The sequence below is a fragment of the Granulimonas faecalis genome (assembly GCF_022834715.1).
Lineage (GTDB): Bacteria > Actinomycetota > Coriobacteriia > Coriobacteriales > Atopobiaceae > Granulimonas > Granulimonas faecalis.
Genome location: NZ_BQKC01000001.1, coordinates 181,018 through 206,616 on the forward strand (window position 1 = coordinate 181,018; position 25,599 = coordinate 206,616).

A 25,599-nucleotide genomic window follows, 5' to 3' on the forward strand; every position below is an offset into this window, starting at 1 on the left:
TCTTCTTGGCCGGGTGCCGCCGCCCGCAATCCGGGCGCTCCCGGGGGAACAGACCCAGCGTCACAACGCAGCGCCGACCACCGTCGCAAAGGGGTCAAACATGGAGAAGTTCGTCTCGTGGAACGTCAACGGCATCCGCGCCATCCTGCGCAAGGACTTTATGGCGTTCTTCGACCGGGAGGACGCCGACGTCTTCGGCGTACAGGAGACCAAGTGCCAGGAGGGCCAGGTGGAGCTCGACCTCCCCGGCTACCACCAGGTTTGGAGCTACGCCGAGAAGAAGGGCTACAGCGGCACCGCGGTCTTCTCCAAGAAGGAGCCGCTCCAGGTGGTCCGCAAGGTGGGCCTGCCCGTGGCCGACGAGGAGGGCCGCGTCTGCGCCTGCGAGTTCGAGGGGTACTGGTTTGTCTCGGTCTACTCGCCCAACTCCCAGGACCGGCTCCAGCGCCTGCCTATCCGCGAGGAGTGGGACGCCCACCTCACGAGGTTCCTCGACGGCCTGGCCAAGGACAAACCCGTCATCCTGTGCGGCGACCTCAACGTGGCCCACAAGCCCATCGACATCGACGACCCCGAGAAGAACGCCGGCCACGCCGGCTTCACCGACGCCGAGCGAGACGACCTCACCCGCCTGCTGGACTCCGGCTTCGTGGACACCTTCCGCTACCTGCATCCCACGGAGGCCGACGTCTACACCTGGTGGAGCTACCGCGAGCGCGCCCGCCGTACCAACGCCGGCTGGCGCCTGGACTACTTCCTGGTGTCCGACGCCCTCAAGGACAAGGTCGCGGCGGCCAGCTGCCTCACCCAGGTCATGGGGTCGGACCACTGCCCCGTGACGCTCACGCTGGACCTCTCCGCCCCGGGTCGTTCGTGAACGCGAGACAGGGGGAGCTTCTTCGCAGGCTCTTGGATGCGGAGGGCCATCTCACGGCCGTGGAGCTCGCGGATGACCTGGGCTGCTCCGAGCGTACGATACGGTCGGACGTGGGGGTGCTGCGGGACGCGATGGCCCGCGAGGGGCTGCACACCACCGTGGACGCCAGGCGCGGTGCCGGCATCGGCCTCACCGTGGTCCCGGGAGAGCACGACTCGCTGCTGCGTCTTCTGGGTGAGAGCGACACGTCCATGCACCCACGCTTCGAGCGCCTGTGCCAGGAGATTCTGCTGATGGTGGCCACGCCGGGCCCCCATAGCTCCCGTAGCCTGGCCTCTGCCCTCTACCGCACGCCCACGCAGGTGCAGCGCGACCTTCACTGGTGGCGCGGGGTCTTGGGAAAGAGGCACCTTGCGTCGGTCAAGGGGCGTTCCGTGGACGTGGAAGGCGACGAATGGGCCCTTCGCGGCTTTGTCATGTCGCTTCTCTTCGCCCTGGCGCCTCCGGCCGTGCGCTCCCACATCCTGCCCATGCTCACCGACGGGCTCTCGGCGGAGGACCTTGCTGCCATCGAGGAGTGCGAGGAGGACCTCCAGGATGTCCTGGGTTTTGAGTTTTCCGGCAACGCCGCTTGGCAGCTCTCGGTGTACCTGGTCCTCATGCTGGTGCGCATTCGCCTGGGCCACGTCATCGAGTCGTGGCCGCACGGCCAGGAGCCCCACGGGGTCCTGCGAAAGCTCGGTGCCAAGCTGGAGAGGCGCTGCGCCGTTGCCGTGAGCGACGCCGAGCTGGCGCTGCTCTGGGACATGGCGCGGTGCTGCACGTGGCAGTGGAGCCTTGCCGCCCTGGATGCGGCCGAGCCCAGCGAGCGTGCGCGCACCATCGTGGGCGCCATGGACCGGGCCCTGGCCGCCGCCTTTGGCGAGCCCCTGTCCCCTGCCCTGATCAAGCCCCTGGCCATCCTCGTCGAGAGCAGCCTCGTGCGCCGCGCCTGCGGGCTCTCGGCGCTCAACCCCAACGAGTGCTCGGTCAAATACGACGCCATGGATGCGGCTGCGGCCGTCTCGTCGGTGCTCTGCTCGGTGCCCGAGTTTGTGGACGCCGACCTCTACGGGTCGGACTATGGACGCCTCTTGCTGGCGCTGCTCGACTACATCGAGTCGACGGGGTCGCTGCGCTCGTTGCGCGTGGGCCTTGTGGTCAACTCGGGTATCGACCTGGCCATCTGGGGGGCGGCCCGCATCGAGCGCCTGTCGCCACGCCTCAAGGTGGTCGACGTGCTCAACGGGCAGAGGGTCGAGGCTGCGGGTGGCCTCGCTGCCGCCGACCTGGAGCGGTTCGACTTCCTCGTCTCCTTTGAGCCGCTGTCGGTAGACTATCCCAGCATCACGGTGTCACCGGCGGTCTCCCGCGCCGACGTCGACGCCATAATCGACTCCATCCCCCTTTGGCGTCGCGGCCGCACGCCCATACCCTGGGCCCGAAAAACGCTGCCTGCATTGGCTGACGCCCATGGGCTCGTGGGGGCGCTCTATGAGGACCTCTGCGCCGAGGGGCTCCTTGCCATGGGGGAGGAGCGGTTCCGCTGGCTCTTGCGGGAACTCTCGTGCGTCAAGGGGCGCACGCTGGTGTGGTGCTGGTGCGGCCCCGACGTAAAGGCTGCCGGCATTCGCATCTATACGGTGTCCGGTGCCCCCCAGGGGGCGGTGCAGTGGCCGTCCGTGGCGGTGCTGGTGCTCCCGATCTCCGAGCGTGGTCAGCTCGCGGTGCAGACCCGTTGGTTCAAGCAGCTCGTGGCTGAGTTCGCCGACCTGGGGACCCCGGCAGACGACGAGTTCCTCTCCACGCTCACCCGCCAAGAGGGGGCGGTCTGGGCGTAGGCGCCAAGGCGGGTCGATACGCAACAAGGGCCCCTTTCGCGCGGCGAAAGGGGCCCTTGTGCGGGCGCGTGCCCAATGGTTGGACGCGGTGTTGGCTAGGCGCGGTGGCGCTGGCAGAAGGACAGAGTGAGGTAGCCGGACAGGGCGCCGCCGGCGGCGCAGAGCATGCCCTTGAGCAGGGTCATGGCGCCCAGGCCCAGAGGCCCGGTGGCCTGCATCGCCAGGGTGCAGGTGCCGGTCATGGCGACGGCGCAGATCAGGGCCACCAGGAGCATGGAGGCTCCGTATGCGCGGGGCATGGGGCAGCAGAGCAGCCCGTCGCCCTCGGCGGCCGTGAACGTTCCGTGGGCCCGATCCATCTTGGTGAGCGGCACCACGCAGGCAAAGAGCAGGGGTCCCAGAAGCAGGCCAGTGAAGGCCAGGTCGTGGGCGGCGTCGGCCGGGGTGAAGATGGCGCCGGGGGCTGAGTGGTGCAAGAGGTAAAAGATGACGGCGTTGATTATGCCGTTGATGACGCCGTAGCCGATGAGGCACTTATGGCGCATATAGGCGACAAAGGGTTTGGGCTGATGGGCGCTGTGCTCGGCGACTGATTCCATGGTTTCTCGATCCTCCCGTGAGAGCCTGCATGTAATGCATATTCTGATGATATGGGCGCGTCCCTTGACGAGGGCAAGTATAGAAAGCGATGGGGCGTAGCAGGCCTTCAACCGTTTCCGGAGCTCCGGAAACGGTTGCGGCGCGGCTATGTCTGACCGCTTCCTATGATGGGTGCCGTACTCAAGCCCCGACGGAGACGCCCTATGACGCCCCGCCAGACCACTTCCGAAGGAGGAAGGATGGCATCTATCAAAACCGCATCCAAGGCCGAGGGAGGCGCCGAGAAGTTCCTGGTGGCGCCGATCATCGTGCTGATCTTGGCCCAGATGGGCACCTCCGGTGACAACGGGGCCCTGGGCCTCGCCAACCAGCAGCTGGTGGACGTGCTGGGGGCCACCACCCCCGACATCCAGCTTGCCAACATGGTCTACTCCCTCATGGCTGGCGCGTTCATGGTGGCCGGCGGCCTGGTGGGCACCATCATCGGCTTCCGCAAGAGCTTCCGTATCGGCGTGGCCATGTGCGCGGCGGGCGAGCTCGTCATGGCCCTGGCCCCGTCGATGGCCGTGTTCATCTGGGGCGGCCGTGTGCTCGTGGGCTTTGGCGCGAGCTTCATGATCCCCGCGGTGCTGGGCCTCGTTCCCTTCATCTACCACGGAAAGAACCGTCTCGTCGCCTTTGGCTGCATCGGCGCGGCATCGGGCCTCTCTGCCTTCCTGCCCTTGGGCCTGGGCATCGTCATGGAGGCCTCCGGCTTCCGTGTGACCTTCGGCGTTGTGGCGGCCTACTTTGCCGTGGTGCTCATGGCCTCGCTGGCCCTGCCCTCCTTTGAGAAGCCCGAGGGCAAGCTGCATTTCGACTGGCTCGGCTGCGGCATCGCCTCTGCTGGTCTGTTCCTGATCCTCGTGGGCCTGTCGCGCATCTCTGCCTGGGGTCTCGTCGCTCCCTTTGCCGACGCCCCCTTCACGGTCTTCGGTATTTCCCCGGCGCTGCCCATGGTGTGCGTCGGCCTGGTGCTCCTTGCCATCCTGGTCCCTGTGGAGAAGCGCATCGAGGACAAGTACGGCATCGCTTTGATCCCCCACTCCTTCCTCGCGACCCCGCAGGTCCGTGCCGGCCTCGTAGCCAACGCCGTCACCTTCTTCTTCATGGGCATTCAGGCCATCCTGCTCTCGCCCTACCTGCAGCTCGTTGCCGGCTGGTCGCCGGTGCTCATGGGCGTCATGGCCCTCGCTGTGGGCATCCCCACGTTCCTGTTCGCCTTGGGCGTGCCCAAGCTGCTGCCCAACGCCAATCCCCGCACCATCATCCAGGCCGGCTATGGCGTCATGGCCTTCTCCTTTGTGCCCATGGGTCTCGCCCTGCACGGCTCCGAGGCAGGTCCCCTCATGTGGGTGGGCCTGGTCATTGCCGGTGCCGGCGCCGGTCTGGTGAGCGCCGAGGCCTCCAGCATCGTGGCCCTGGCCGTCAACGAGCGCGACGCTGCCCAGTCCGGCGGCATCCAGGCCACCATGCGCAACGTGGGCCAGGCCATCGGCGTGGCCGCCATCGGTGCCGTGCTCCTCTTTGGCATCACCGCCAACATCAACACGGCCATGGAGCAGAACTCCGCCGTCACCCCCGCTGTGCGCGAGGCCGTGGCAGAGCGCAACATCACCCTCATGGGCGACGCCCAGTTCGAGCAGACCATCGCCGACATTCCCATGGACGACACCTGCCGCGAGGCTCTGGTCTCCATCAACTCCGACGCCCGCGTCGAGTCCACCCGAACCTCGTTCACGGTCTCGGCGGTCCTCGTTCTCCTGGGGCTTGTCAGCACCCGCTGGATCACCATCTTCAGGAAGCAGGAAGAGCCCGTCTCCGACGTGGTGGCCGGCGAGCAGGCCCTCGAGCTCACCCAGCTTGCCGAGGACGTTGCCTAACCCTTCGCTGTGCGGGGCGGCGGGAACGACCCGCCGCCCCTTCTTAAGAAAGGAGTGCGCCATGAAGCGCCTCTTTACCAACGCCACTTTTGTGACCATGCGCGACGCCCGGGAGCGGGCCGAGGCCCTGCTGGTGGATGACGACGGCACCATCGCCTACGTGGGCGACCTCGGCGAGGCCCGCTCCCTTGCCCAGGGCGCCCCCGAGACCGACCTGCACGGCGCCTGCGTGCTGCCGGGCTTCATCGATCCCCACAGCCACTTCACCGGGGCGCTGCAGTACCTACTCTATGCCGACCTCTCGCAGTGCACGTCCTTCGCCCAGATCGAGGCCGTCCTGAAGGAGTTCGCCGCCTCCCGCCCCGTCGGCGAGGACGGCGTCATCATGGCCATCGGCTACGACCAGAACAACCTGGAAGAGGGCCAGCACCCCACTCGCGAGCTTCTGGATTCCGTCTCCACCGAGGTGCCCATTCTCATCACCCACGTGTCCAACCATATGGGCGTGGCCAACTCCCGCCTGCTGGAGCTTGCCGGTCTGGACGCCCGGACGCCTGACCCCGAGGGCGGCCGCTACGGCCGTGACGACAACGGCGAGCTGACGGGTTATGCCGAGGAGCCCGCCGCCATGAACGGCCTCTACGCCGTCACGACGCCCCGCATGAACTTAGACTTCTTCTCCATGGCCAACGACATGCAAGACGTCTACCTGGAGAACGGTGTCACCACGTGTCAGGACGGCGCCACGGGCCCCGACATGGCCAACGTGCTCTGCGCCCTGGCCGAGCGCGGCCTTCTCAAGATGGACGTCGTGGGCTATCCCATGGCGGGGAGCGATCCCTTGGCCACCCTGGAGGCCCATCCCGACTATGACGGGTCCAACTATCGGGGGCATTTCCGCCTAGGAGGCCTCAAGATGTTCCTCGACGGGTCGCCGCAGGGCCTTACGGCGTGGATGAGCGAACCCTACGTGGAGGGTCCCGAGGGCGAGCGCGACTGGTGCGCCTACGGCACTATGAGCGACGAGGATGCCCTGGCCTTTGCCAAGGCGGCCGTGGACACCAACCACCAGCTGCTCTGCCACACCAACGGCGACGCCGCCGCCGACCAGCTCCTGCGCGTTTACGCCCAGGCCCAGGCACAAAGCGCCAACCCCGACGCCAAGGCGCTCCGCCCGGTGATGATCCACTGCCAGACCGTTCGCAAGGACCAGCTCGAGACCATGGCCGAGCTATCGATGGTCCCCTCCATCTTCGCTTCCCACGTGTGGTACTGGGGCGACGCCCATGTGAAGAACTTCGGCCCCGTTCGCGGCGGTCGGGTGAGCCCTTGCGGCGACGCCGTGGACTGCGGCCTGCCGTTCACGCTCCATACCGATACCCCGGTGCTGCGCCCCAACCTCCTCGAGGGGGTGTGGTGCGCCGTGCGCCGCGTCACCAAGGGTGGCCGCCAGCTCGACGCCGAGCAGGCCGTGAGCGTCTTTGACGCGCTGCGCGCCATCACCTACAACGGCGCCTACCAGTACGGCGAGGAGAGCTCCAAGGGGACCCTGGAGGCGGGCAAGCTGGCCGACCTCGCCGTGCTCGACGCCAACCCCCTGGAAGTGGACCCCGATGAGATCCGCTCCATCAAGGTGCTCGCCACCGTCAAGGAGGGCGAGAACGTCTGGGAGCGCAAGGCCTGCTAGTGGGTTTGGGCCACGGCCGATATGCAGGGGGCTGGAGACGCCGTGTCTCCGGCCCCTCTTCTTTTTGCGGCTCTCCTACAGCCCGCAGAACGCCAGCACGCGCTCGAGCTCCCGTGCGGCCTGGATGTAGCCGGCGTCCCACGACGCCTCCAGCCGCGCCTTGTCGAGGCACGCGTTGTCCACCGGCATGGTGTCGGGCCGGATCACGAGGGCCTGGCCCCGGCGCTCCATGTCCTCGAGCTCGGCCATGGCGTCGTTGTAGGCCTGCGCCCTGGCCACGAGCGCCTCGGCCACCCGCGGGTAGCGAGCCAGCGCCCGGCGGGCCAGGAGCCGCTGGGCCGTGCCGAGGGTCTCCTTGCGGTAGCCACGCGGCCGTGTGGCCACCACCACGAGCCGCTCGTAGCCGTCGGCCAGGGCCATGCCGTGGGGCAGCCCGCCGCGGTCTCCCAGGCCGCCGTCGAACCAGAGCTCGCCCTCGATCTCGACGGGGTTCATGAGGAGGGGCATGGTAGAGCTGGCCCGGGCGTGGCGGGCGAGGTCCACGGGGTCGGCGTAGTCGGCCTTGTGCCACGTGCGGGTGCGTCCGGTGTCGGCCGAGAAGGCCTGCATGGCGGCCTCGGCGGGGTTCTCGCAGAAGGCGCCCCAGCGCACGGGCACCTCGCCCGACTCCACGCACCCCTCGTAGAGGTAGTCGGAGTTGAAGTAGCCCTCGCCGTGCAGGAAGTGGCCGATGCCGCCGAAGCGCGGGTCGTCGGCGTACTCCACGAACTGCAGCCGTGAGCGGTGGGCGTCGCGGGCCACGTGGTTCACCGTGAGCGACGAGCCGGCCGAGACGCCGCACACGTAGGGGAAGTCGAGGCCCAGGTCCTCGAGGGCCTGGGAGAAGGCCGCGGTGTAGGAGGCCCGCATGCCGCCGCCCTCGAAGCACAGTGCGACGTCGTTCACGCGGGTCACGGGGTTGTTCGCCATGGGGTCGCTCGCTCTCGGGTCGTGTCGGGTGCTAGCATCGGGCATTGTATCCCGCGCGAGAAAGGCCGGACATGGAGCGCGTAACTCATGTGGACAGGGCCCGCGAGGTCCTGAGGGAGGCCGTGGAGCAGAGCGACGACCTCGTGTTCTTCGGCGGTGCCGGCGTCTCCACGGCCAGCGGCATCCCCGACTTCCGCTCCGAGGACGGCCTCTACCGCCAGCAGTTCGCCTACCCGCCCGAGACCATGCTCTCCCACAGCTTCTACGAGGCGCACCCGACCGAGTTCTTCGACTTCTACCGCAAGAAGATGGTGGCCCTGGGGGCGAGGCCCAACCGCGCCCACCGCAAGCTGGCCGAGCTCGAAGGGTCGGGCCCCCTCACGGCGGTGCTCACCCAGAACATCGACGGCCTGCACCAGATGGCCGGCAGTCGCAACGTGCTCGAGCTCCACGGCTCGGTGCACCGCAACGTCTGCCAGGGCTGCGGCCGCGTGTACCCGGCCGAGTGGGTCATGGCCACCGAGGGCGTGCCCGTGTGCGAGGAGTGCGGCGGCCCCGTGAAGCCCGACGTGGTGCTCTACGAGGAGCCCTTGGACCGGCGCGTGCTCGACGCCGCCGCCGATGCAGTCGCCCGGTGCGACACGCTGGTGGTGGGCGGGACGTCGCTCGTGGTGTGGCCCGTGGCCGGACTCGTGGACCTCTTCTCGGGGCGCCGCCTCGTCATCGTGAACAAGGGGGCCACGGCCATGGACGGCCGCGCCGACGCCGTCCTGGACGTGGACATCGCCCGGGCCTTCGACTTCTGAGGGTCTTCCTGCGGTGTCGTGCCGGCGGAGGGCGCATCCCTCCCATAACGGTACAATCAACTAAGTCTTGCAACCGGACCCGGAGGGGCACCCATGGCGTCTGAGCACCATATGGACCGCGCAAAGATCGAGCGGGGCGTGCGCCTCATGCTCGAGGGCATGGGGGAGGACCCCGACCGCGAGGGTCTCGTGGATACGCCCGCCCGCGTCGCCCGCGCCATGGAGGAGGTCTGTGGCGGGGCCGCCGTGGACGTCGACGGGCTCTTCTCGGTGACCTTCGACGCCGGCTGCCACGACATCGTCGTGGTGCGCGACATCCCGTTCTACTCCCTGTGCGAGCACCACCTGCTGCCGTTCTTCGGCCGGGCCCACATCGCCTACATCCCCGGCCCCGACGGCCGCGTGTGCGGCATCTCCAAGCTCGCCCGCGTGGTGGACGCCTATGCGCGGCGTCCACAGCTGCAGGAGCGGCTCTGCGCCCAGGTGGCCGATGCCGTGGTGGGACACCTCGACCCCATGGGCGTGGTGGTGGTCATGGAGGCCGAGCACCTCTGCATGACCATGCGCGGCGTGCGCAAGCCCGGTGCCATGACCAGCACGTCTGCGGTGCGCGGGGGCTTTGCTGCCAGCTCCACCACCCGTGCCGAGGCCATGAGCCTCATCTTTGACGGAACCCACGTTCGGTAGGAGGCCCTTTTGCTGAGACGAGACTTCGCCACGTGGCAGTGCGGCGACCGCGAGCTCTCCCTCGCGCGCCCGCGCGTCATGGGCATCCTCAACGTGACCCCCGACTCCTTCTCCGACGGCGGAGAGCACGCGGACACCGCGTCGGCCGTGGCCCACGGCCTGGCCCTTCTCGACGCTGGGGCGGACATCGTCGACGTGGGCGGCGAGTCCACGCGGCCCGGGTTCACCCCGGTGGACCCCGAGGAGGAGGCCGCCCGCGTGGTGCCCGTGGTCCGCGAGCTGCTGGATGCCGGCGCCCTGGTGAGCGTGGACACGCGCCATCCCTCCGTGGCCGAGCTCTGCGTGCGCCTGGGTGCGCACGTGCTCAACGACGTCACCGGCTTCACCGACCCCGCCATGGTCAAGATCGCGGCCGAGGGCGAGTGCGGTGTGGTGGTCATGCACGCCGGCGAGGTGGCCGACCACCCCACACGCCGCTCGGTGCTGCTCGACTCCGACCCGCGCTCCCGCGAGGCGGCTGCCGAGGACGCCGAGGCCGAGGTCGCGGATGGCGACGACGCGCCGGCCGACAGGGGCGACGCCTCCTCCGTGCGCCTGGACGAGGTCATGCGCAGGAGCGCCCGTGGCGTCACGAGCCCCACGGTTCGCCTGGCCTCCGGCTCCAACCGGCGGTTCACCCTGCCGGAGTCGGCCCCCATCATGCGTCGCATCATGGGCTTTCTGGGCGACCAGGCCCGCACCCTCATGCGTGCCGGCGTGGCCCACGACCGCATCTGTCTGGACCCCGGCGCGGGCTTTGGCAAGATGGCCGACGAGGACGTGGTGATTCAGCGCGCCTGCGCCCAGATGGTCTCCATGGGCTATCCCATCATGTGCGCCGTGTCGCGCAAGCGCTTCGTGGGCGCCATCTCCGGGGTGGGCTCCGCGGCCGACCGCGACGCCGCCACCATCGGCGCCGCCCTGGCCGCCGCTGAGGCCGGCGCCCGCATCCTGCGGGTGCACGACGTCGCCGGGGTGACCCAGGCCCTGAACGCGTACTGGTCCATCGCACACCCCGGACAGTCCCGCGCCTTCGTGGCCCTGGGCTCCAACGTGGGCGACCGCGTGGGCTACCTTGCCCGGGCCTGCGCCCTGATCAACGAGATCCCGCTTACCTGCGTCTCCGCCGTGAGCCACGCCTACGAGAGCGAGCCCGCCTACGGCATCGCCACCCCGGTGGCCAATGCCGTGGCCGAGCTGCGCACCGAGCTGGCGCCGGAGGTGCTGCTCGGTCACCTCATGGAGGTGGAGCAGGCCCTGGGCCGCACGCGTCCGGCGGGCCAGGACGGCCACGGGCCCCGCACCATCGACTGCGACCTGGTCTTTGTGGAGGGCGAGCGCCACGCCGGCGAGCGCCTGCGGCTGCCGCACCCCGGCCTCGTCGAGCGCGACTTCGTGCTGGTGCCCATGGAGGACCTGGTGCATGACCCGGCCCGCTACCTGCGCCATGCCGGCATCGCGGTGCTGCCCCGCGAGGAGCGCGTGGGCATCGTGCTGGCGGACCTCGGCCCCATCGAGTGGTAGGGGGCACAGTGGTGGATGTGGTGGGCACCTGCGCCTCGGTCCTCGACGAGGCCGCCTCCCTCGCCCGCGAGGGGGTCCCGGCCGGCACCTGCGTGGCCGCTCGCGAGCAGACCGCCGGCCGCGCCCGGCTCGGCCGCGTGTGGGAGTCGCCGGCCGAGGGGCTGGCCGTGGCCGTGGTCCTGCGCCCGAAGGCGCCCATGGGGCTGCTCTCGGGGCTGTCGTCCGTGGCGGGCCTCGGCGCCGTGGACGCGCTGCGGGCCCTGGGGGCGCCGGTCTCGCTTGCATGGCCCGACGACGTGGTTGATGCCTGTGGCCGCAAGCTGGGCGGCGCCGTGTGCAGTGCCGGCTATGGCGAGGGCGGCGTGTTCGTGGTGGCGGGGGTCTACGTGAACGTCCTGCCCCCCGACGGCGACCTCGCGACCGCCGGTTCGCCCGCGCCCCGAGAGGCGGCGGGTCTTGCCTCCCTGCTCGATACGGTGCCCGGCCTCGAGACCCTCGCCGCCGCGATCGGCGACGCCGTCGTCTCCCGCGTCCGCGCCTGGGAGGACGGCATCGCCGCCGGCCAAGGCACTGCCGGCCCCCTCGGGCCGGTGCTCTCGGAGTGGTTCGACGAGATGCCCCTCATGGGCCGGGAGGTGCGGGTGCTCCTGCCCGACGGCCGCGTGGCTGCCGAGGGCATGCTGGCGGGCATCGACGGCTGGGGTCGCGTCACCGTGCGCACCGACGACGGCCGGGAGCTGGAGTTCTCCAGCGAGCAAGGGTCCGTGCGGCCGCGGTAGGGCGGCCCTGCGTCCTTCGGTGAGTGGCTGACCCTTCAGTGAGTGCCTTTGCATGCCTCGGTGAGTGAAAACCCGCACACCAAGGCTCCGTGAGCGTCCTAATCGCTCACTGAAGGTCATCGGGCCGCTCACTGAGCACCCCGCCCCGACCCCTCCCCGCGGCCGTTGTTCAAAACTACATAATCAATGAAGTCAGTTGTCGACAATCCCTGGCGGTGCATCAAAAAGGAGCTCGCCTGCATCAACCCGTGAACCCCGCGTGTCCCGGGCCTGCCTCGCGGCCCCGGACGACCGCGCTCACCGCCGCCCAGATGCCGTTGGTCCGTTGTCAGAATCATGTCAGACGAGATGAGTCGGGTATTAGGCAACCTATACCTCATCTTGCGACGACGCCTCGCCGCGGCTCCCGTAGGCTCTCCCCCAAGAGGGGAGGGGATTCATGATTCTCTGCGGTCTCTACGCAAGGCTCGTCTACCTGTCCCGCGCCTCCCTTGTGCGAGTGGCCGATGGCGCCGAGTGCGCGGGGCTTCTCCGTGCCGCGGGGGTCTCGGCCCAAGATGTGGCCCAGGTCAGGGAGGACCGCGAGTTCGCGAGCCTGAGGGGCGCCTTTCCGCAGGCCCCGACAGCGGTCCGGTGCCTTGTGGGACGCAGGGAGCGTCGCCACGGGGTCAAAGGTGCCTCGACCCGCCTTTGGTCTGCCTCCCTTCCGCCTGGCACGCTCTGCCGGGTGGAAGAGGGGCCCGGCGCGGGCCATCACGTGGTGTCTCCGGAGCTCCATCTGATGATTCGCGCCGCGGAGCTGCCGAGATGGGAGCTCGCACTGCTTGCCATGGAGTTCTGGGGGCGCTTCGACTCGCGCGAGGACGCGGAGGGCGGCATCGCGGGCAGGCCGTACCCGTTGGCGTCGCCTGAGTCCGTCGAGGAGGTCGCGGGGGCCGTCGAGGGGCGTGTGCCCGGAATCTCCTCGGTCCGTCTCGCCCTTGCCCACGGCCTGCCCAGGTCCCGGTCGCCCCGGGAGTCCGCGCTCGCGCTCTTCCTCTCGCTCCCGCGCAGGTTTGGCGGCATGGGCCTCGGGCCGCTGGAGCTCAACGGGCCGGTGGGTCTCTCGGCGAGGGGCCGCAAGGTCGCCGGCGCGTCCAAGGCCATGCCGGACCTATTCTTTCCTGCGGCGTCGCTCGATGTGGAGTACGACTCGAGCGCCCATCACCTGGGTGCCGACGAGGTGCTCCGCGACAAGGGCCGCCAGCTGGCCCTGCAGGCGTCCGGAATCGAGGTGATGCCGGTGACCGCGTCCGTGGCAGGGGATTACGGCTCGCTCGTCGCGGCCGCCGAGGCCGTCGCCGCCAAGGTGGAAGGCCGCGAGCCGCCCCCGCTCCCGGAGGCCATGGAGAGGAGGCGCCGCAGGCTCTATGACGAGCTGTTTCGCGTGCGCACGCTGTGGTGAGTTGCACAGGCTCTCGGACACGGTCTTCGGTCAGGGCTCTCAGTGAGCGCCTTGAGGTGCTTCGGTGAGCATAATTCCACTCACCGAAGGCTCCGTGAGTGCCTGAACCGCTCACTGAGACTCCCAAGACCGCTCACCGAGCACCTGACAAGCCGCCGCCGGGCCCGCCATCCGATGTCTCCTTCGCCAGGGTCCCGTCTCTGCGTCCCCGCGCCCCGCCATGGGTAGCATGGAAAGGTCGACCCGCGACCCCGTCCCAAGCAAAGGACCCGCCATGTTCCTCTCCGTCGATGTGGGCAACACCCAGACCACCTTCGGCCTCATAGACGAGGCCGGTTCCGTCGCGTGCCACTGGCGCACCAAGACCGACAAGCTCGACACCGCCGACGAGCTCGCCGTGCGCCTCACGGGCCTTCTCGCCGGCCAGGGCTTCTCCATGGACTCGGTGGACGCCGTGGCCGTGGCCTCCGTGGTCCCCGCCCTGCAGCGGGCCTGGCACGTCTGCCTCATGCGCCTGGGCAAGGACCCGCTCATGGTGGGCGCCCAGGGGCCGTGCCCCATCGAGGTGGCGCTGGCCTACCCGTCCCAGGTGGGTGCCGACCGCATCGCCAACGCCGTGGAGGCCAAGGAGCGCTACGGCGCCCCGGCCATCGTGGTGGATTTTGGCACGGCCACCAACATCGACGTCGTGGCGCCCGACGGCTCGTTCGTGGGCGGCGTCATCGCCCCGGGCGTCATGCTCGGCGCCCAGGCGCTGTTCGACCGGGCGTCCAAGCTGTCGAGCACCCCCATCGCCATGCCGCCTCGGGTGGTGGGCCGCGATTCAGAGCAGGCCCTCCAGAGCGGTATCGTGATCGGCGCGGCCGCCATGGCCGAGGGGCTCGTGGCCCGCATCAAGGCCGAGCTCGGGGTGGGGGAGTGCCCCGTGGTGGCCACCGGTGGCCTGGCCCGCACCGTCTCCGAGGCCACGGACTGCTTCACCGCCGTGGACCCCGACCTCACCCTGCGCGGCATCCACCGCATCTGGCTCGCGCAGGTCTGACGGCGCCGGTGTCGCCCGCGCCTGCCCATAGCCCCTCCATAGACCCACGGGACGCTCCTTGCAGCTCCCGGTGGCCGTTGCTATCATGCAAAGGCTGTATCGCCCTGGTCGGAAACCAGGGCACCCCCATCGCCAGGGTCGGAAACCTTGGCACAACATGAGGAGTCCTGCCATGAAGAACAACATCCATCCTGAGTACATGGAGTGCACGGTCCGCTGCTCCTGCGGCAACACCTGGACCACCCGCGCCACGGTCCCCGAGATGACCCTCGACCTGTGCGACAAGTGCCACCCCTTCTACACCGGCACCCAGAAGCTCGTCGACACCGGCGGACGCGTCCAGCGCTTCGCCGACAAGTTCGGCGGCGCCGCCCAGGCCCAGCTGGAGAAGGAGGCCGCCAAGAAGGCCGCCCACGCCCAGAAGGAGGCCGAGGAGCGCGCCGCCCGCGCCGCCAAGGCCGAGGCCAAGGCTGCCGCCAAGGCCGCCCGTGCCGCTGAGTACGCCAAGAAGGCCGAGGCCAAGGCTGCCAAGGAGGCCGCCGAGCAGGCCGCTGCCGCTGCTGCCGCCGACGATGCCGACGCCGAGGCCGCCGTGGCCGAGGCTGCCGCCGAGGTCGTCGACGAGGCCGTCGCCACCGACGCCGAGTAGCGCACGGCCCACAGGCAACCCGCACAAAGGCGGGGCACCGGATCCGCTCCGGTGCCCCGCCTTTTCCATGGCCCGGGCCGAGTCGCCGAGCCTGGGCCATGGCCTCGTCGCCGCCGGTCAGGCCAGGACGGCCTTGACGACGCGCGTGGCGAGAAAGCCCACGGCGCAGGCCGCGGCGATGCCTACGATCACTCGTCTCATGGGGACCTCCTTCGGGTGGTGGGACCGTGTCCCCATGATGGCCGGCGGCCGCCCCGCCATCCATCGATGCCCCTTACACCTCGGTGACGCCTGCGTAAGGCGCAAAAAAGCGGCCCCGACGCTCCCGCGCCGAGGCCGTCCGACGTCCGGTGCTCCGGATCACCCCGCTAGACGAGCTTGAGGTCCGGGCCCTCGCCCTTGTCGTCGGCGTCGTCCTTGGCGCCCTCGGCCCGGGCGGCGTCCTGGGCGCGCATCATCTCGAGCATGGCCTGGTACTGCTCGGAGCGGGCCTCGGCCTCGGCCGGCGTCTCGTGGGCGTAGGTGCAGGTGCACTCGCTCGCCACCACGTTGGCGGCCTTCATGTTGAGGGCGTTGGCGCGCAGGTCCTCCAGCTGGCCCATGCCGCGGGCCTGCTCGATGACCTTCTCGCCGTCGGCGGCCGACAGCCCCAGGAGGCCGGCGATCTCCTCGTCGGCGACCTTGAGCTTCTTCTCGGCGGCGTAGGCGGAGAGGGCGGCCTGCTCGCCGGCGGTCTGGGCGGCACGGTCGTCGAACATGGCGTCGAGGGCCATCTGGTCGATGCCCATCTGGGCGAAGTACTGGTCGGGGTCGACACCCTGCTGCATGGCGTCGTAGCGCATGGCCTGCTGGAGCTGCTCGCGGTAGCGGGCGATCTCGTCCATGGGGACCTGCTGGTTGAGGCGCTTGGCCAGCTCGCCGGCGCAGAGCGGGGCCTTGGACTCCTCGGCGTAGTGGGAGTTCATGTGCTCGAGCTGCGAGTGCAGGGCCTTCTTGAGGTCGTCGAGCGTGGAGAGGCCCTCGAGGTTGGCGGCCACCCAAGCGTCGTCGACGTCGGCGCCGGTGGCGCCGTGCTCGCGGGCGATCGACTCGATGGCGAACTCGATGTCGGTGTCGGTGACGGTGGGGACGGTCACGGTGATGGTGACCGGGTCGTAGCTGGAGAGCGTGTAGTGGTAGCGGTCGCCGATCTTGAGCGGCGCAGGCTTGTTGATCTCGATGGCCATGGGTCCTCCTCGTCGGACGTGCGGGGCGCGGCACGGCCCCGTGTCCCTGTTTTTTGCAACGATAAGGACTTTACCCCGGATGGGGCGCCCCCTCACGCGCCCGTCGCGGCGGGGAGGCCCTTCTCCGCAGGCCCTGCACGGCGTGGCGGCCGCTTGGATAACCCCCGTGCCCGGGTGGTATTATCAGAAGGCTAAGTCGGCGCCCCAGGACGCGGCGCCAATGCGACACTTTGGAGTAACCCATGCGTGACCGCCTCATCGCCCTGCTCGAGGCCTACCGGGAGCTCGAGCGCAAGCTCAGCGACCCCGCCGTCTACAACGACCAGAAGGAATACGCGCGCCTGGCCAAGGAGCACGCCAGCCAGGCCGAGCTCGCCGAGAAGGCCCAGGCCTACCTGTCGGCCCTCGACGACATCGAGGCCGCCAAGGAGCTCCTCCACGAGGAGTCCGACGCCGAGACCCGCGAGCTGCTGCAGGCCGACATCGCCGAGAACGAGGCCAAGCTCCCCGGCCTCGAGGAGGAGATCAAGGTCATGCTCATCCCGGGCGACCCCAACGACGAGAAGGACACCATCGTCGAGATCCGCGCCGGCGTGGGCGGCGACGAGGCGGCCATCTTCGCCGGCGACCTCTTCAAGATGTACGAGCGCTTCTGCGAGGCCCGCGGCTGGAAGATCGAGGTTCTGTCGAGCAGCCCCTCCGAGGCCGGCGGCTTCAAGACCATCGAGTTCAAGGTCTCGGGCGACAAGGTCTACTCGGTCATGAAGTTCGAGAGCGGCGTGCACCGCGTGCAGCGCATCCCCAAGACCGAGAGCCAGGGCCGCATCCAGACCTCCACGGCCACCGTGGCCGTGCTGCCCGAGGCCGACGAGATCGACATCCAGATCGACCCCGGCGACCTCCGCATCGACACCTATTGCGCGAGCGGCCCCGGTGGCCAGTGCGTCAACACCACCTACTCGGCGGTGCGCATCACCCACCTGCCCACCAACACCGTGGTGCAGTCCCAGGACCAGCGCTCGCAGATCCAGAACCGCGAGGTCTGCATGCAGATGCTGCGCGCCCGCCTCTACGAGATGGAGCTCGAGCGCCAGCAGGCCGAGCTCGGCGCCGAGCGCCAGAGCCAGATCGGTCACGGCAACCGCTCCGAGAAGATCCGCACCTACAACCAGCCGCAGGACCGCGTGACCGACCACCGCATCGGCTTCAACGGCACCTACAACGGCGTGCTTTTGGGGGACACCCTCGAGAGTGTCATCGAGGCCCTGGCCGCGGCCGACCGCGCCGCCCGTCTGGCCGAGGCCGTGTGACCGCTCCTTCCCGGTTTCTTCCAGGGGGGTGTCCCGCGCAGGCGGGGCGCCCCCTTTCCTGTGAGGAGGCCCTCCCGCGCTATCATGTACGGGCATCGTACGGCGGCGATTGGCGGCTATGGAAAGCAACGCGTGGACCATCAAGCGGGTCATCGACTGGACCCGGGGCGACCTCGAGCGCCACGGCGACGAGCACCCGCGCCTCTCGGCGGAGTGGCTGCTCTCGGCCGTGACGGGCAAGTCGCGGGTGCAGCTCTACTTGGACTACGACCAACCGCTGGAGCCGGCTGAGCTCGCCGCCATGCGGGCGGCCATCCAGCGCCGCCGTGCGGGCGAGCCGCTCCAGTACGTCACCGGGGAGATGCCCTTCCGCCACATCGTGATCCACTGCGAGCGCGGCGTGCTCATCCCCCGGCCCGAGACCGAGGTGCTGGTGGACGCCGCCCTGGAGGGCGTCGCGGCCGCCCGTGCCCGCAGGCCCGAGCCGGAACCCGAGCCCGAGCCCGAGGAGACCTCTCCTGAGAAGGACGCCCCCGACGCCGGCGATGTCCCTGAGACCGGCGACGGCCCCGAGGGCGACCCCGCACACACCGAGGGCGCCCCCGCTGGCCCGGACCCAGCCACGGTGCCGGACTCCTGGGTCCGCGTGGCCGACATCTGCTGCGGCACCGGTTGCATCGCGCTCTCCATCGCCGGCGAGACCGAGGCCAGCGCCGTCTGGGCGGGCGACCTCTCGCCGGCCGCCGTGGCCCTGACGGTGCGCAACCGCGACGCCTTGGGGCTCGGGGACCGCGTTGCCGTGGCCGAGGGCGACCTCTACGGGGCCCTTCCCGAGGAGCTCATGGGCACCCTGGACGTCGTCGTCTCAAACCCACCCTACATCCCCAGCGCCGTGGTGCCCACGCTGCCCGACGAGGTGGTGGGCTTCGAGCCGGGCCTCGCCCTCGACGGCGGCCCCGACGGGCTCGACATCTTCCGCCGGCTCCTGGAGGGCGCCCCCGCGTGGCTGGCCCCCGGCGGTATGCTCTGCGTCGAGCTCTTTGAGGAGTCCCTCGACGACGCCTGCGCCCTCGTGCGCGCCCAGGGCGGCTGGGCCTCCGTGGAGGCGCACGACGACCTCGCCGGAAGGCCGCGGGTGCTCGTGGCCGTGCGGGAGGGCTGACGGCCGTGGCCTCGGGCATCCCGCCGGCCTCGAGCGAGGCCGTCCGCCATTCCATGCAGGGCAACCGGGGCAAGAACACCAAACCCGAGCTGCTCGTGCGCGCTCATCTCCGCGAGGCCGGCCTCACCGGCTACCGCCTCCACTGGCACGTGGCCGGCAGGCCCGACGTCGCCTGGCCCGGCAAGCGCGTGGCCGTCATGGTCAACGGCTGCTTCTGGCACCGCTGCCCCCACTGCCACCCGTCCACGCCGGCCACCCACGCCGAGTTCTGGGCCGAGAAGTTCCGCCGCAACGTGGAGCGTGACCGCCGGAACATAGAGACGCTGGAGGCGGACGGCTGGACGGTCCACGTGGTGTGGGAGTGCCAGCTCAAGAAGAAGACGGTGGGAAAGACCATGGGCGAGCTGCTCCCGCAGCTGTCCCGCGAGCTGGGAAAGCCCATCAAGGGCCGTTTGGAGGAGGGGTCATGAGCGAACCTGGGAACACGGTGAGGGTCGCTGGGGGGCGCCCGGTGCCCGGGGAGGTCCTCGAGAGGCTCGCGGGGGTGCTCGGCCCCGGCCGCGGCGTGGCGGTGCTTCCCACGGACTCCGTGTACGGGATCGGTGCCCTGGCTGTGGCGGGCAACCCCGGCCACGGGCGCGTGTTCGCCATCAAGGGGCGCGACCGCTCGCAGACGCTCCCGCTGCTCATCGGCAGCTCCGAGGACCTCGAGGTCTACGGCGAGGGCGTCCCCGGGTGGGCGTCCCGGGCCGCCCGGGAGCTCTGGCCCGGGGCCCTCACCTTCGTCGTGCGCGCGTCCGGCGAGCTGCCCGGCGAGTACAAGGCGGCCGACGGCACCGTGGCCCTGCGCGTCCCGGACGCCCCGCTCGTGCGCGAGGTCATCGCCCGCGTGGGCGCGCCCCTGGCCATGACCAGCGCGAACACCCACGGCGCTCCGAGCCCCGCGAGCTTCGACGAGCTCGAGGGGGTCATCGTGGCGCAGGCGGACGTCGTGGTGGACGGCGGCGCGTGCCCTGTGGGTACCGCCTCCACCATCGTGGACGCTACGGGCGCAAGCCCCCGCATCCTGCGCGAGGGCTCGGTCACGCTGGACGACGTCCTCGTCGCCGGCGGTCTGGTCTAGGGGTGTTGTCGGGGATCCCGATCTCGGGACGGTTCTCCTCGGGGACGGGGCGTCCCATCCGTTGGGGATCGCGATTTCCAACGTTCCGACCGGAGGGCGATCGCGATCTCCCTCCGGTTCTTGCTCCCGGCCTTGTCGGAGACCCCGGTTTCTAACGCAGCGCCCCGCCGGCCGTCTGCCGCCGGGGGTCCCCAACGGCGTCCAAACCACTAGACTGGGATGGGCGTGTACCCGACTCCCGAGGAGGACCCATGCGTGTAGCCGTTGCGTCAGACCACGCCGGCTTTTGCCAGAAATCGCAGGTCGTGAACCATATCCAGTCCCTGGGCCACGAGGCCGTCGACCTCGGCCCCACCACCGACGACCGTGTCGACTACCCCGACTTCGCGCACAAGGTGGCCTGGGGGGTCGCCGAGGGCGAGTACGACCGCGGCGTGCTGATCTGCGGCACCGGCCTCGGCATGGCCATGACGGCCGACAAGGTCCCGGGCGTGCGTGCCGTCGCCATTCAGACCCCGGGTTTCGCCGAGCTCTGCCGGGAGCACAACGACGCCAACGTCATCTGCCTCTCGGGGCGCTTCGTGGACCCCGCCACCAACGACGAGATCGTGAGGATCTTCCTCACCCAGGAATTCGGCGGCGGGCGCCATGCGACGCGCATCGAGAAGATGATGCGAGAGGACGAGCGCTGAGCCCGAAGACCGGCGAGCGAGAGAAAGGACGTCAGAAGATGACGGTGCAGTACGACGAGAGCCGCGTCACCCTGGTCGACCATCCCCTGGTACAGCACAAGGTGGCCATCCTGCGCGACAAGGACACGAGCACCAAGCAGTTCCGCGAGCTCGTCCGCGAGCTCGCCCTGTTCGAGGGCTACGAGGCCACCCGCGACTTCCCGCTTGAGGAGGTCGTCGTCGAGACCCCGCTCGAGCGGTGCACCTGCATGGAGCTCTCGGGCAAGAAGGTGGCCATCGTGCCGATCCTGCGCGCCGGCCTGGGCATGGTGGACGGCCTGCTCGAGCTCGTGCCCTCCGCCCGCGTGGGCCACGTGGGCATGTACCGCGACCCCGAGACCCACGAGCCCCACGAGTACTACTGCAAGCTGCCCGCCGATGTGGAGAACCGCACCTGCCTTCTCGTGGACCCCATGCTGGCCACGGGCGGCTCGGCCAACGCCGCCATCGACTACCTCCGTCGTGCCGGCGTCTCCGACGTGCGCCTGCTCGTCCTGGTCTCGGCCCCCGAGGGCCTGGCCGCCGTGCTCGAGCACGATCCTGACGTGCGTATCTACACCTGCGCCATCGACCGCGAGCTCAACGACCACGCCTACATCCTGCCGGGCCTCGGCGACGCCGGGGACCGCATCTTCGGCACCAAGTAGCGCGTAGCCGACGGAGTCCCAGGTCTTGAGGTGGCCGGGCCGCGTCATGCGACCCGGCCACCTATCGTCTTCCCGGGCCGTAGGTCGGCCGAGGGGGACGCCGGGGCGGGGTGCGCCCCGCTCTACCCGACAGCCCATTGCGTTTCGGACACTTGGAGGTAAGACGATGCCCCACGGCAAGGTCACCAGCGCGGACCCTGCACCGACTTGGGACAAAAGAGCCTTCCTCTGCGCCCTCATGGTGTTTCTCTACACCTTCGTGCTGGACGATTTCGTCCTTCCCGTAAGCAACGGCCTGCATCCCCTCATGTTCGAGGTGACGACGGTGGGCGGCATCGGCTTTCTGGCCCTTATCGGCCTGTTGGCGTCGCGGCGCCCCGACGTCCTGGACAACGACTGGTTCAACGGTTGCGCCGTCACCTGCAGCCTTGCCGGCGCCTTTGTGGCCCTGGAGTCCGTGGGCGCCCCGGGCCCCCTCTACTATCTGGGGAGCGTCCTTGTGGACGTGGGCTTCGAGTGGGCCCTCGTGGTCGCCTGCCTGACCCTGGGGGAGCTGCGGCTTCGGGCCATCTGCGCCCATGCCGGCGTTGCGGCGCTGGTGGCCTACGGCGGCACGGCCCTCATGCAGTACCTCCCCTTGGCCGTGCCCCTGGCCTGTTACGGGCTCGCCGGCCCCGTGGCGGTGGTCGTGGCCGCCCCCTCCACCCGGCGGCGTCTGGCCGCCGCCGCGGCGGCGCCGCCCCTGGCCGACGTCTCCGTCACCCGTCCCGGGGTGCTGCCCTCCCTCACCAACCTGCTCTTTGTGAGCATCGTGGTGCTCATGAGCGCCTTCGGCTACTCGTTGGGCTACGACGCGCATGCCACCATGCCGCTCTTCCTCGTGGTCATGGCCGTCTTCGCCCTGGTATGGGTGGCGGCGACCTGGCGCAGCCAGGACCTGGACCTGGTCTACAAGGTGGCCGGCATCATCGTGCTCTTCGGCATGTTCGTCTCGCACCCCGGCGTGGGGTCGTTCGCCGGTCTCCAAGCCGCGGCCCTCAAGGCCGGGGCGCTTCTCGTCTATTACGTGGAGGTCGTTCTCTACGCCGGCATGGCCGCCCGCAGCCGGAGCGGCGGCATCGCCCTGGTGGCCCTGGCCAACGCCGCCTCGCTCCTGGGCATCCTCTTGGGCAGCGAGGTCCACGGGGGCGTGCAGCTCGTGGCCACCTTCAGCGAGAACGCCGCCTACCTCCTCACCGTGACCATCGCCTGCGCCTTCGTGGCCTTCATCGTCCTGGCCCAGCGCGGGTTCTCCCTCAACCGCGCCGTGGCAGAGATCGAGGACCCGGCGCCCGACGGCGTCCCCGTCCCCGTCGTGGTCCCGGCGCCGGCGGTGGACCTCCGGGGCGCCTGCGCCGCCCTGGCCGAGGAGTACGGCCTCACCCCGCGCGAGAGCGAGGTGCTGGGGCTCCTGGTCAAGGGCTACGGCACGGCGCGCATGGAGGAAGCCTTGGTGATCTCCCGCAACACGGTCAAGACCCATGTGCGCCACATCTACGCCAAGCTGGGTTGCCACAGCCAGCAGGAGCTGATCGACCTTGCCGAGAAAAGCTCCTCCGTTGCCTCGCCAGAGTCCCCTCACTCCTTTCAGGGTGACATCACCCTGGAGGGGTGACACCGCTACGACCAGCGGAAATCACGTCCCAAGGTGATTTACCGGTAGCTGCATAAAACCTTACTTTCGACCCATCAAACGCCACGGCACCGTGCCGGGCAGGATGGAGGGAGCAAGGATGAGCAAGGCTACCCGAGTGTTTCTGAGCACCAACGTCTTCACGGGGGCCGGTCGCGGCATGGTCTCCGGCGGCGTGGCCCTCGACGGCAACCGCATCCTGCGGGTGGGTACCGCCGACGAGGTGCTGGCCCTAGCCGGCGAGGGCACCGATGTGCGCGACTGCGGCGACCGGCTGATCACCGCGGGGCTCCACGACTCCCATATGCACCTGCTCATGGGCTGCACCTCCGAGCGCGAGTGCTTTCTCACGGGGGCCAGGAGCGAGGAGGAGGCGGCGGCGCGGCTGGCCGAGTGGTTCGAGGAGCACCGCGACGAGTATGCCGACGATGAGTGGCTGCGGGCCTGGGGCTTCTGCTACCTGGCATGGGACGACCCCAAGCCCCCAAGCCGCCACAGCCTGGACCGCTACTTCCCGGACCGCCCGGTCTTCGTGAACGACAGCGACCTCCACGGCGGGTGGTGCAACACCAAGGCCCTGGAGCTCTGCGGCCTGGACGCCGGTGTGGAAGACAGCCCCTTCGGCTCCTTCGGGCGCGAGGAGGACGGCAGCCTCTCCGGGTATCTCGGCGAGCGCGCTAAGGCCGTGGTGGAAGAGCAGGCCAACGGCTTGCTGCCGGAGCACAAGCAGGAGAGCGCCCTGCGCGACGTCTCCGGGCTCTTCTCCTCCTACGGCATCACCGCGGTGACCGACATGCTGCCCTTGGACGCCATCGACATCGGCAACATCGACCTTGTGGAGCGCCTCGAGAACGAGGGCGCCCTCAACTTCCGCTACAACTTCGCCACCGAGATGCTCGACCCCATCGAGAAGGCCCAGGGCCTCCGCGAGCGCTTCCACGACAAGGCGGGGCGCATGTATTACACCGGCGTGAAGGAGTTCATCGACGGCATCGTCACCACCCACACCGGCTACCTGATCGACGCCTACACCGACGACCCGGAGGTCGACAGGGTGTGGCTCGCCATGGATCTGGACGAGGCCCGGGAGCGCATCCTGGAGTACCAGGCCCAGGGGTTCAACATCCAGCTCCATTGCGTGGGCGACGGCGCCGTCCGCCATGCCGTCGACCTCTACCAGGAGGCCATCGAGATCAACGGCCCCACGGACTCCCGCCTCTCCGTGGAGCACCTGGACATGAGCGACCCCGCGGACTGGGCACGCATGGGCGAGCTGGGCATCGTCTGCTCCGTGCAGCCGCCCCACCTCACCCTGGTTGACTCCCTGGACGACGACGAGTACCGCGGCTGCATCGGCCAGCGGCGCGCCAAGTACCTCTGGGCCTTCAAGTCCATGTTGGACAACGGGTGCCCCATGGCCTTCGGCACCGACTTCCCCGTGGTCACCGTCGACCCGCGCATCGGCCTCAACCGCGCCGTGGCCCGTCGGTTCCCCGACGGCCTGCCCGCCGCCGGCTGGAACCCCGAGCAGAAGATCACCCTTTCCGACGCCCTGTCCATCTACACCTACGGCGGCGCCTACAAGGTGGGCCGCGAGGAGGAGCTGGGCACTCTCGAGGCCGGCAAGCTCGCCGACCTGGTGGTCTGGCACGAGAACCTCTTCGACCTGACGCCCGAGGGCCTGCTGGGCGCAGAGGTGGAGCTCACGGTCTTCGACGGAGAGGTGGTGTACGAGCGCTAAAGCGGCCCCGTCCCGTTCCCCTCTATGTAAGGAGAGCCCCATGGAGATGCTCATCTTCATCGCCCCGTTGCTCCTCAACGTCTTTGGCAACACCGTCTACAACATCGCCGGCAAGGGAACGCCGGAGGACGTCAACTCCTTCGCGTCCCTCTCGATCTCCTATGGCGTGGGCCTCGTGCTCTGTGTGGTGCTGTTCTTCGTGAACAACCCCGGCGGCAATATCTTCGAGGCGTTCGCCCAGGCCAATTGGGCCAGCTATGCCCTGGGTATCTGCATCGTCTTCATCGACCTCTCCCTGATCCTGCTCTACCGCGCCGGCTGGGACGTCTCCATCGGCAGCCTCATCGCCAACATCGGCGTCTCGCTCATGACCGTGGTGGTGGGCGTGGCGGCCTTCGGGGAGGCGATGACCATCGTCAAGGCCGTGGGCATCGTGATCTGCGCCCTGGGCCTCTATGTGGTCAACGCCCCCGAGAAGGGCACCGACGGCGAGCCGTCCGTCTCCCTGGAGGAGCCCGTGGACCCCGCCTAGCCCGGCCCGCAGGGTCGTATCGAAGGAACCCGACGTCGTAAAGGAGCCCCCATGGCCGAGAACATCCAGTCTGCGCCCGAGGCGCCGACGAAGAAGATGGGCGCGTTGGTGAAGTGGATACCGGTGCTGCTCATGATCGGCTCGAACCTGGCCTACACCGTCACGGCCAAGGTCACCCCGGAGGATGTGGACACCTACGCCTCCGTCTCCCTCACCTACGTGGTCTGCATCGCCTATGCAATGATAATGTTCTTTATCACAAGCAAGAACAAGAACTACATCCAGGAGGCCAGGAAGGCCAACTGGACCGCCCCCGCCCTGGGTGCCTGCCTGGTCTGCCTCGAGCTCTCGACCATCCTCATGTTCCGCGTGGGTTGGGACCTGTCCGTGGGCATCCTCCTCGCCTACGTGATTCTGGCCGTCGTGCTCGTCCTGGTGGGCCGTGTCTTCTACAAGGAGACTCTCACGCCCAAGCGGGTCATCGGGATCCTTATCTCCTTGGTGGGCGTGGTGCTGGTGGGTCTGGGTATCTGATCCTGCCGGCTGTCCC

General features: G+C 69.3%; 25 protein-coding genes. 21 read left to right on the plus strand and 4 right to left on the minus strand.

Annotation, left to right across the window (positions count from 1 at the left end; translation table 11 throughout):
• Positions 1–100: 100 nt before the first annotated feature.
• Complete coding sequence (locus OR600_RS00840; protein WP_251173415.1) at positions 101–877, plus strand: exodeoxyribonuclease III; 777 nt, start codon at positions 101–103, stop codon at positions 875–877.
• Complete coding sequence (locus OR600_RS00845) at positions 874–2,757, plus strand: BglG family transcription antiterminator (protein WP_265590464.1); 1,884 nt, start codon at positions 874–876, stop codon at positions 2,755–2,757. Before OR600_RS00840 ends, OR600_RS00845 begins: the two co-directional genes overlap by 4 nt.
• A gap of 95 nt (positions 2,758–2,852) precedes the next feature.
• Here OR600_RS00845 and OR600_RS00850 read toward each other — a convergent pair whose 3' ends face one another.
• On the minus strand, positions 2,853–3,356 hold the full coding sequence (locus OR600_RS00850) for a hypothetical protein (protein ID WP_135978016.1): 504 nt from the start codon (positions 3,354–3,356) through the stop codon (positions 2,853–2,855).
• Positions 3,357–3,596: 240 nt separating this feature from the next.
• Between OR600_RS00850 and OR600_RS00855 the strand changes: the two genes are divergently transcribed.
• Together OR600_RS00855 and OR600_RS00860 are read left to right on the plus strand one after the other, a co-directional pair.
• Positions 3,597–5,279: an MFS transporter gene (locus OR600_RS00855; protein WP_265590465.1), complete on the plus strand. Its 1,683-nt coding sequence runs from the start codon at positions 3,597–3,599 to the stop codon at positions 5,277–5,279.
• 61 nt (positions 5,280–5,340) lie between these two features.
• Positions 5,341–6,966 (plus strand): amidohydrolase, encoded by a 1,626-nt coding sequence (locus OR600_RS00860; RefSeq protein ID WP_265590466.1) that lies wholly within the window; start codon positions 5,341–5,343, stop codon positions 6,964–6,966.
• 75 nt (positions 6,967–7,041) lie between these two features.
• On the opposite strand, the gene OR600_RS00865 is transcribed toward OR600_RS00860, so the two are convergent.
• Positions 7,042–7,935 (minus strand): patatin-like phospholipase family protein, encoded by an 894-nt coding sequence (locus OR600_RS00865; protein WP_168354029.1) that lies wholly within the window; start codon positions 7,933–7,935, stop codon positions 7,042–7,044.
• 71 nt (positions 7,936–8,006) lie between these two features.
• On the opposite strand from OR600_RS00865, the gene OR600_RS00870 reads away from it, so the two are divergent.
• The 7 genes from OR600_RS00870 to rpmE all read left to right on the plus strand — a co-directional run bounded on the left by OR600_RS00870 (position 8,007) and on the right by rpmE (position 14,905).
• Positions 8,007–8,741, plus strand: a complete 735-nt coding sequence (locus OR600_RS00870; protein ID WP_204406816.1) for an NAD-dependent protein deacylase — start codon at positions 8,007–8,009, stop codon at positions 8,739–8,741.
• Positions 8,742–8,834: 93 nt separating this feature from the next.
• A complete protein-coding gene (folE, locus tag OR600_RS00875; RefSeq protein WP_265590468.1) occupies positions 8,835–9,428 on the plus strand; it encodes a GTP cyclohydrolase I FolE in 594 nt (197 codons plus the stop codon).
• Positions 9,429–9,437: 9 nt separating this feature from the next.
• Entirely contained in the window at positions 9,438–10,991 is a 1,554-nt protein-coding gene (folP, locus tag OR600_RS00880) for a dihydropteroate synthase (protein WP_251164233.1), read from the plus strand.
• Positions 10,992–10,999: 8 nt separating this feature from the next.
• Positions 11,000–11,770 carry a biotin--[acetyl-CoA-carboxylase] ligase gene (locus OR600_RS00885; RefSeq protein ID WP_265590469.1) on the plus strand — a complete coding sequence of 257 codons (771 nt, stop codon included), beginning with the start codon at positions 11,000–11,002 and terminating at the stop codon, positions 11,768–11,770.
• 781 nt (positions 11,771–12,551) lie between these two features.
• Positions 12,552–13,214 carry a hypothetical protein gene (locus tag OR600_RS00890; RefSeq protein WP_204406907.1) on the plus strand — a complete coding sequence of 221 codons (663 nt, stop codon included), beginning with the start codon at positions 12,552–12,554 and terminating at the stop codon, positions 13,212–13,214.
• 274 nt (positions 13,215–13,488) lie between these two features.
• The gene (locus tag OR600_RS00895; protein WP_135978023.1) at positions 13,489–14,256 is read left to right on the plus strand and encodes a type III pantothenate kinase; all 768 of its coding nucleotides are present in this window, start codon (positions 13,489–13,491) and stop codon (positions 14,254–14,256) included.
• A gap of 172 nt (positions 14,257–14,428) precedes the next feature.
• On the plus strand, positions 14,429–14,905 hold the full coding sequence (gene rpmE / locus OR600_RS00900; protein ID WP_135978024.1) for a 50S ribosomal protein L31: 477 nt from the start codon (positions 14,429–14,431) through the stop codon (positions 14,903–14,905).
• A 117-nt stretch (positions 14,906–15,022) separates the two neighbouring features.
• Here the strand turns inward: rpmE and OR600_RS00905 are convergent, their stop codons facing one another.
• Together OR600_RS00905 and OR600_RS00910 are read right to left on the minus strand one after the other, a co-directional pair.
• The gene (locus OR600_RS00905) at positions 15,023–15,166 is read right to left on the minus strand and encodes a hypothetical protein (RefSeq protein ID WP_168354031.1); all 144 of its coding nucleotides are present in this window, start codon (positions 15,164–15,166) and stop codon (positions 15,023–15,025) included.
• 107 nt (positions 15,167–15,273) lie between these two features.
• The gene (locus OR600_RS00910; protein WP_135978025.1) at positions 15,274–16,131 is read right to left on the minus strand and encodes a trigger factor; all 858 of its coding nucleotides are present in this window, start codon (positions 16,129–16,131) and stop codon (positions 15,274–15,276) included.
• A 242-nt stretch (positions 16,132–16,373) separates the two neighbouring features.
• Here OR600_RS00910 and prfA point away from each other — a divergent pair, with 242 nt between their 5' ends.
• The 10 genes from prfA to OR600_RS00960 all read left to right on the plus strand — a co-directional run bounded on the left by prfA (position 16,374) and on the right by OR600_RS00960 (position 25,583).
• Positions 16,374–17,441, plus strand: a complete 1,068-nt coding sequence (gene prfA / locus OR600_RS00915) for a peptide chain release factor 1 (protein ID WP_135978026.1) — start codon at positions 16,374–16,376, stop codon at positions 17,439–17,441.
• Between the two features lie 118 nt (positions 17,442–17,559).
• Entirely contained in the window at positions 17,560–18,603 is a 1,044-nt protein-coding gene (locus tag OR600_RS00920; protein ID WP_135978027.1) for a N5-glutamine methyltransferase family protein, read from the plus strand.
• Between the two features lie 5 nt (positions 18,604–18,608).
• Positions 18,609–19,073: a very short patch repair endonuclease gene (locus OR600_RS00925; protein WP_204406905.1), complete on the plus strand. Its 465-nt coding sequence runs from the start codon at positions 18,609–18,611 to the stop codon at positions 19,071–19,073.
• Positions 19,070–19,726 (plus strand): L-threonylcarbamoyladenylate synthase, encoded by a 657-nt coding sequence (locus OR600_RS00930; RefSeq protein WP_135978028.1) that lies wholly within the window; start codon positions 19,070–19,072, stop codon positions 19,724–19,726. The genes OR600_RS00925 and OR600_RS00930 overlap by 4 nt, the downstream gene beginning before the upstream one ends.
• A gap of 251 nt (positions 19,727–19,977) precedes the next feature.
• Positions 19,978–20,418: a ribose 5-phosphate isomerase B gene (gene rpiB, locus OR600_RS00935; RefSeq protein WP_135978029.1), complete on the plus strand. Its 441-nt coding sequence runs from the start codon at positions 19,978–19,980 to the stop codon at positions 20,416–20,418.
• Positions 20,419–20,456: 38 nt separating this feature from the next.
• Positions 20,457–21,104: a uracil phosphoribosyltransferase gene (gene upp / locus OR600_RS00940; protein WP_135978030.1), complete on the plus strand. Its 648-nt coding sequence runs from the start codon at positions 20,457–20,459 to the stop codon at positions 21,102–21,104.
• 166 nt (positions 21,105–21,270) lie between these two features.
• Positions 21,271–22,758, plus strand: a complete 1,488-nt coding sequence (locus tag OR600_RS00945) for a helix-turn-helix transcriptional regulator (RefSeq protein ID WP_265590470.1) — start codon at positions 21,271–21,273, stop codon at positions 22,756–22,758.
• A 118-nt stretch (positions 22,759–22,876) separates the two neighbouring features.
• On the plus strand, positions 22,877–24,517 hold the full coding sequence (locus OR600_RS00950) for an amidohydrolase (protein ID WP_168354032.1): 1,641 nt from the start codon (positions 22,877–22,879) through the stop codon (positions 24,515–24,517).
• Between the two features lie 40 nt (positions 24,518–24,557).
• Positions 24,558–25,049, plus strand: coding sequence for a DMT family transporter (locus tag OR600_RS00955; protein ID WP_135978033.1), 492 nt, complete (start codon positions 24,558–24,560; stop codon positions 25,047–25,049).
• A 51-nt stretch (positions 25,050–25,100) separates the two neighbouring features.
• Entirely contained in the window at positions 25,101–25,583 is a 483-nt protein-coding gene (locus OR600_RS00960; RefSeq protein ID WP_135978034.1) for an EamA family transporter, read from the plus strand.
• Positions 25,584–25,599 lie beyond the last annotated feature (16 nt).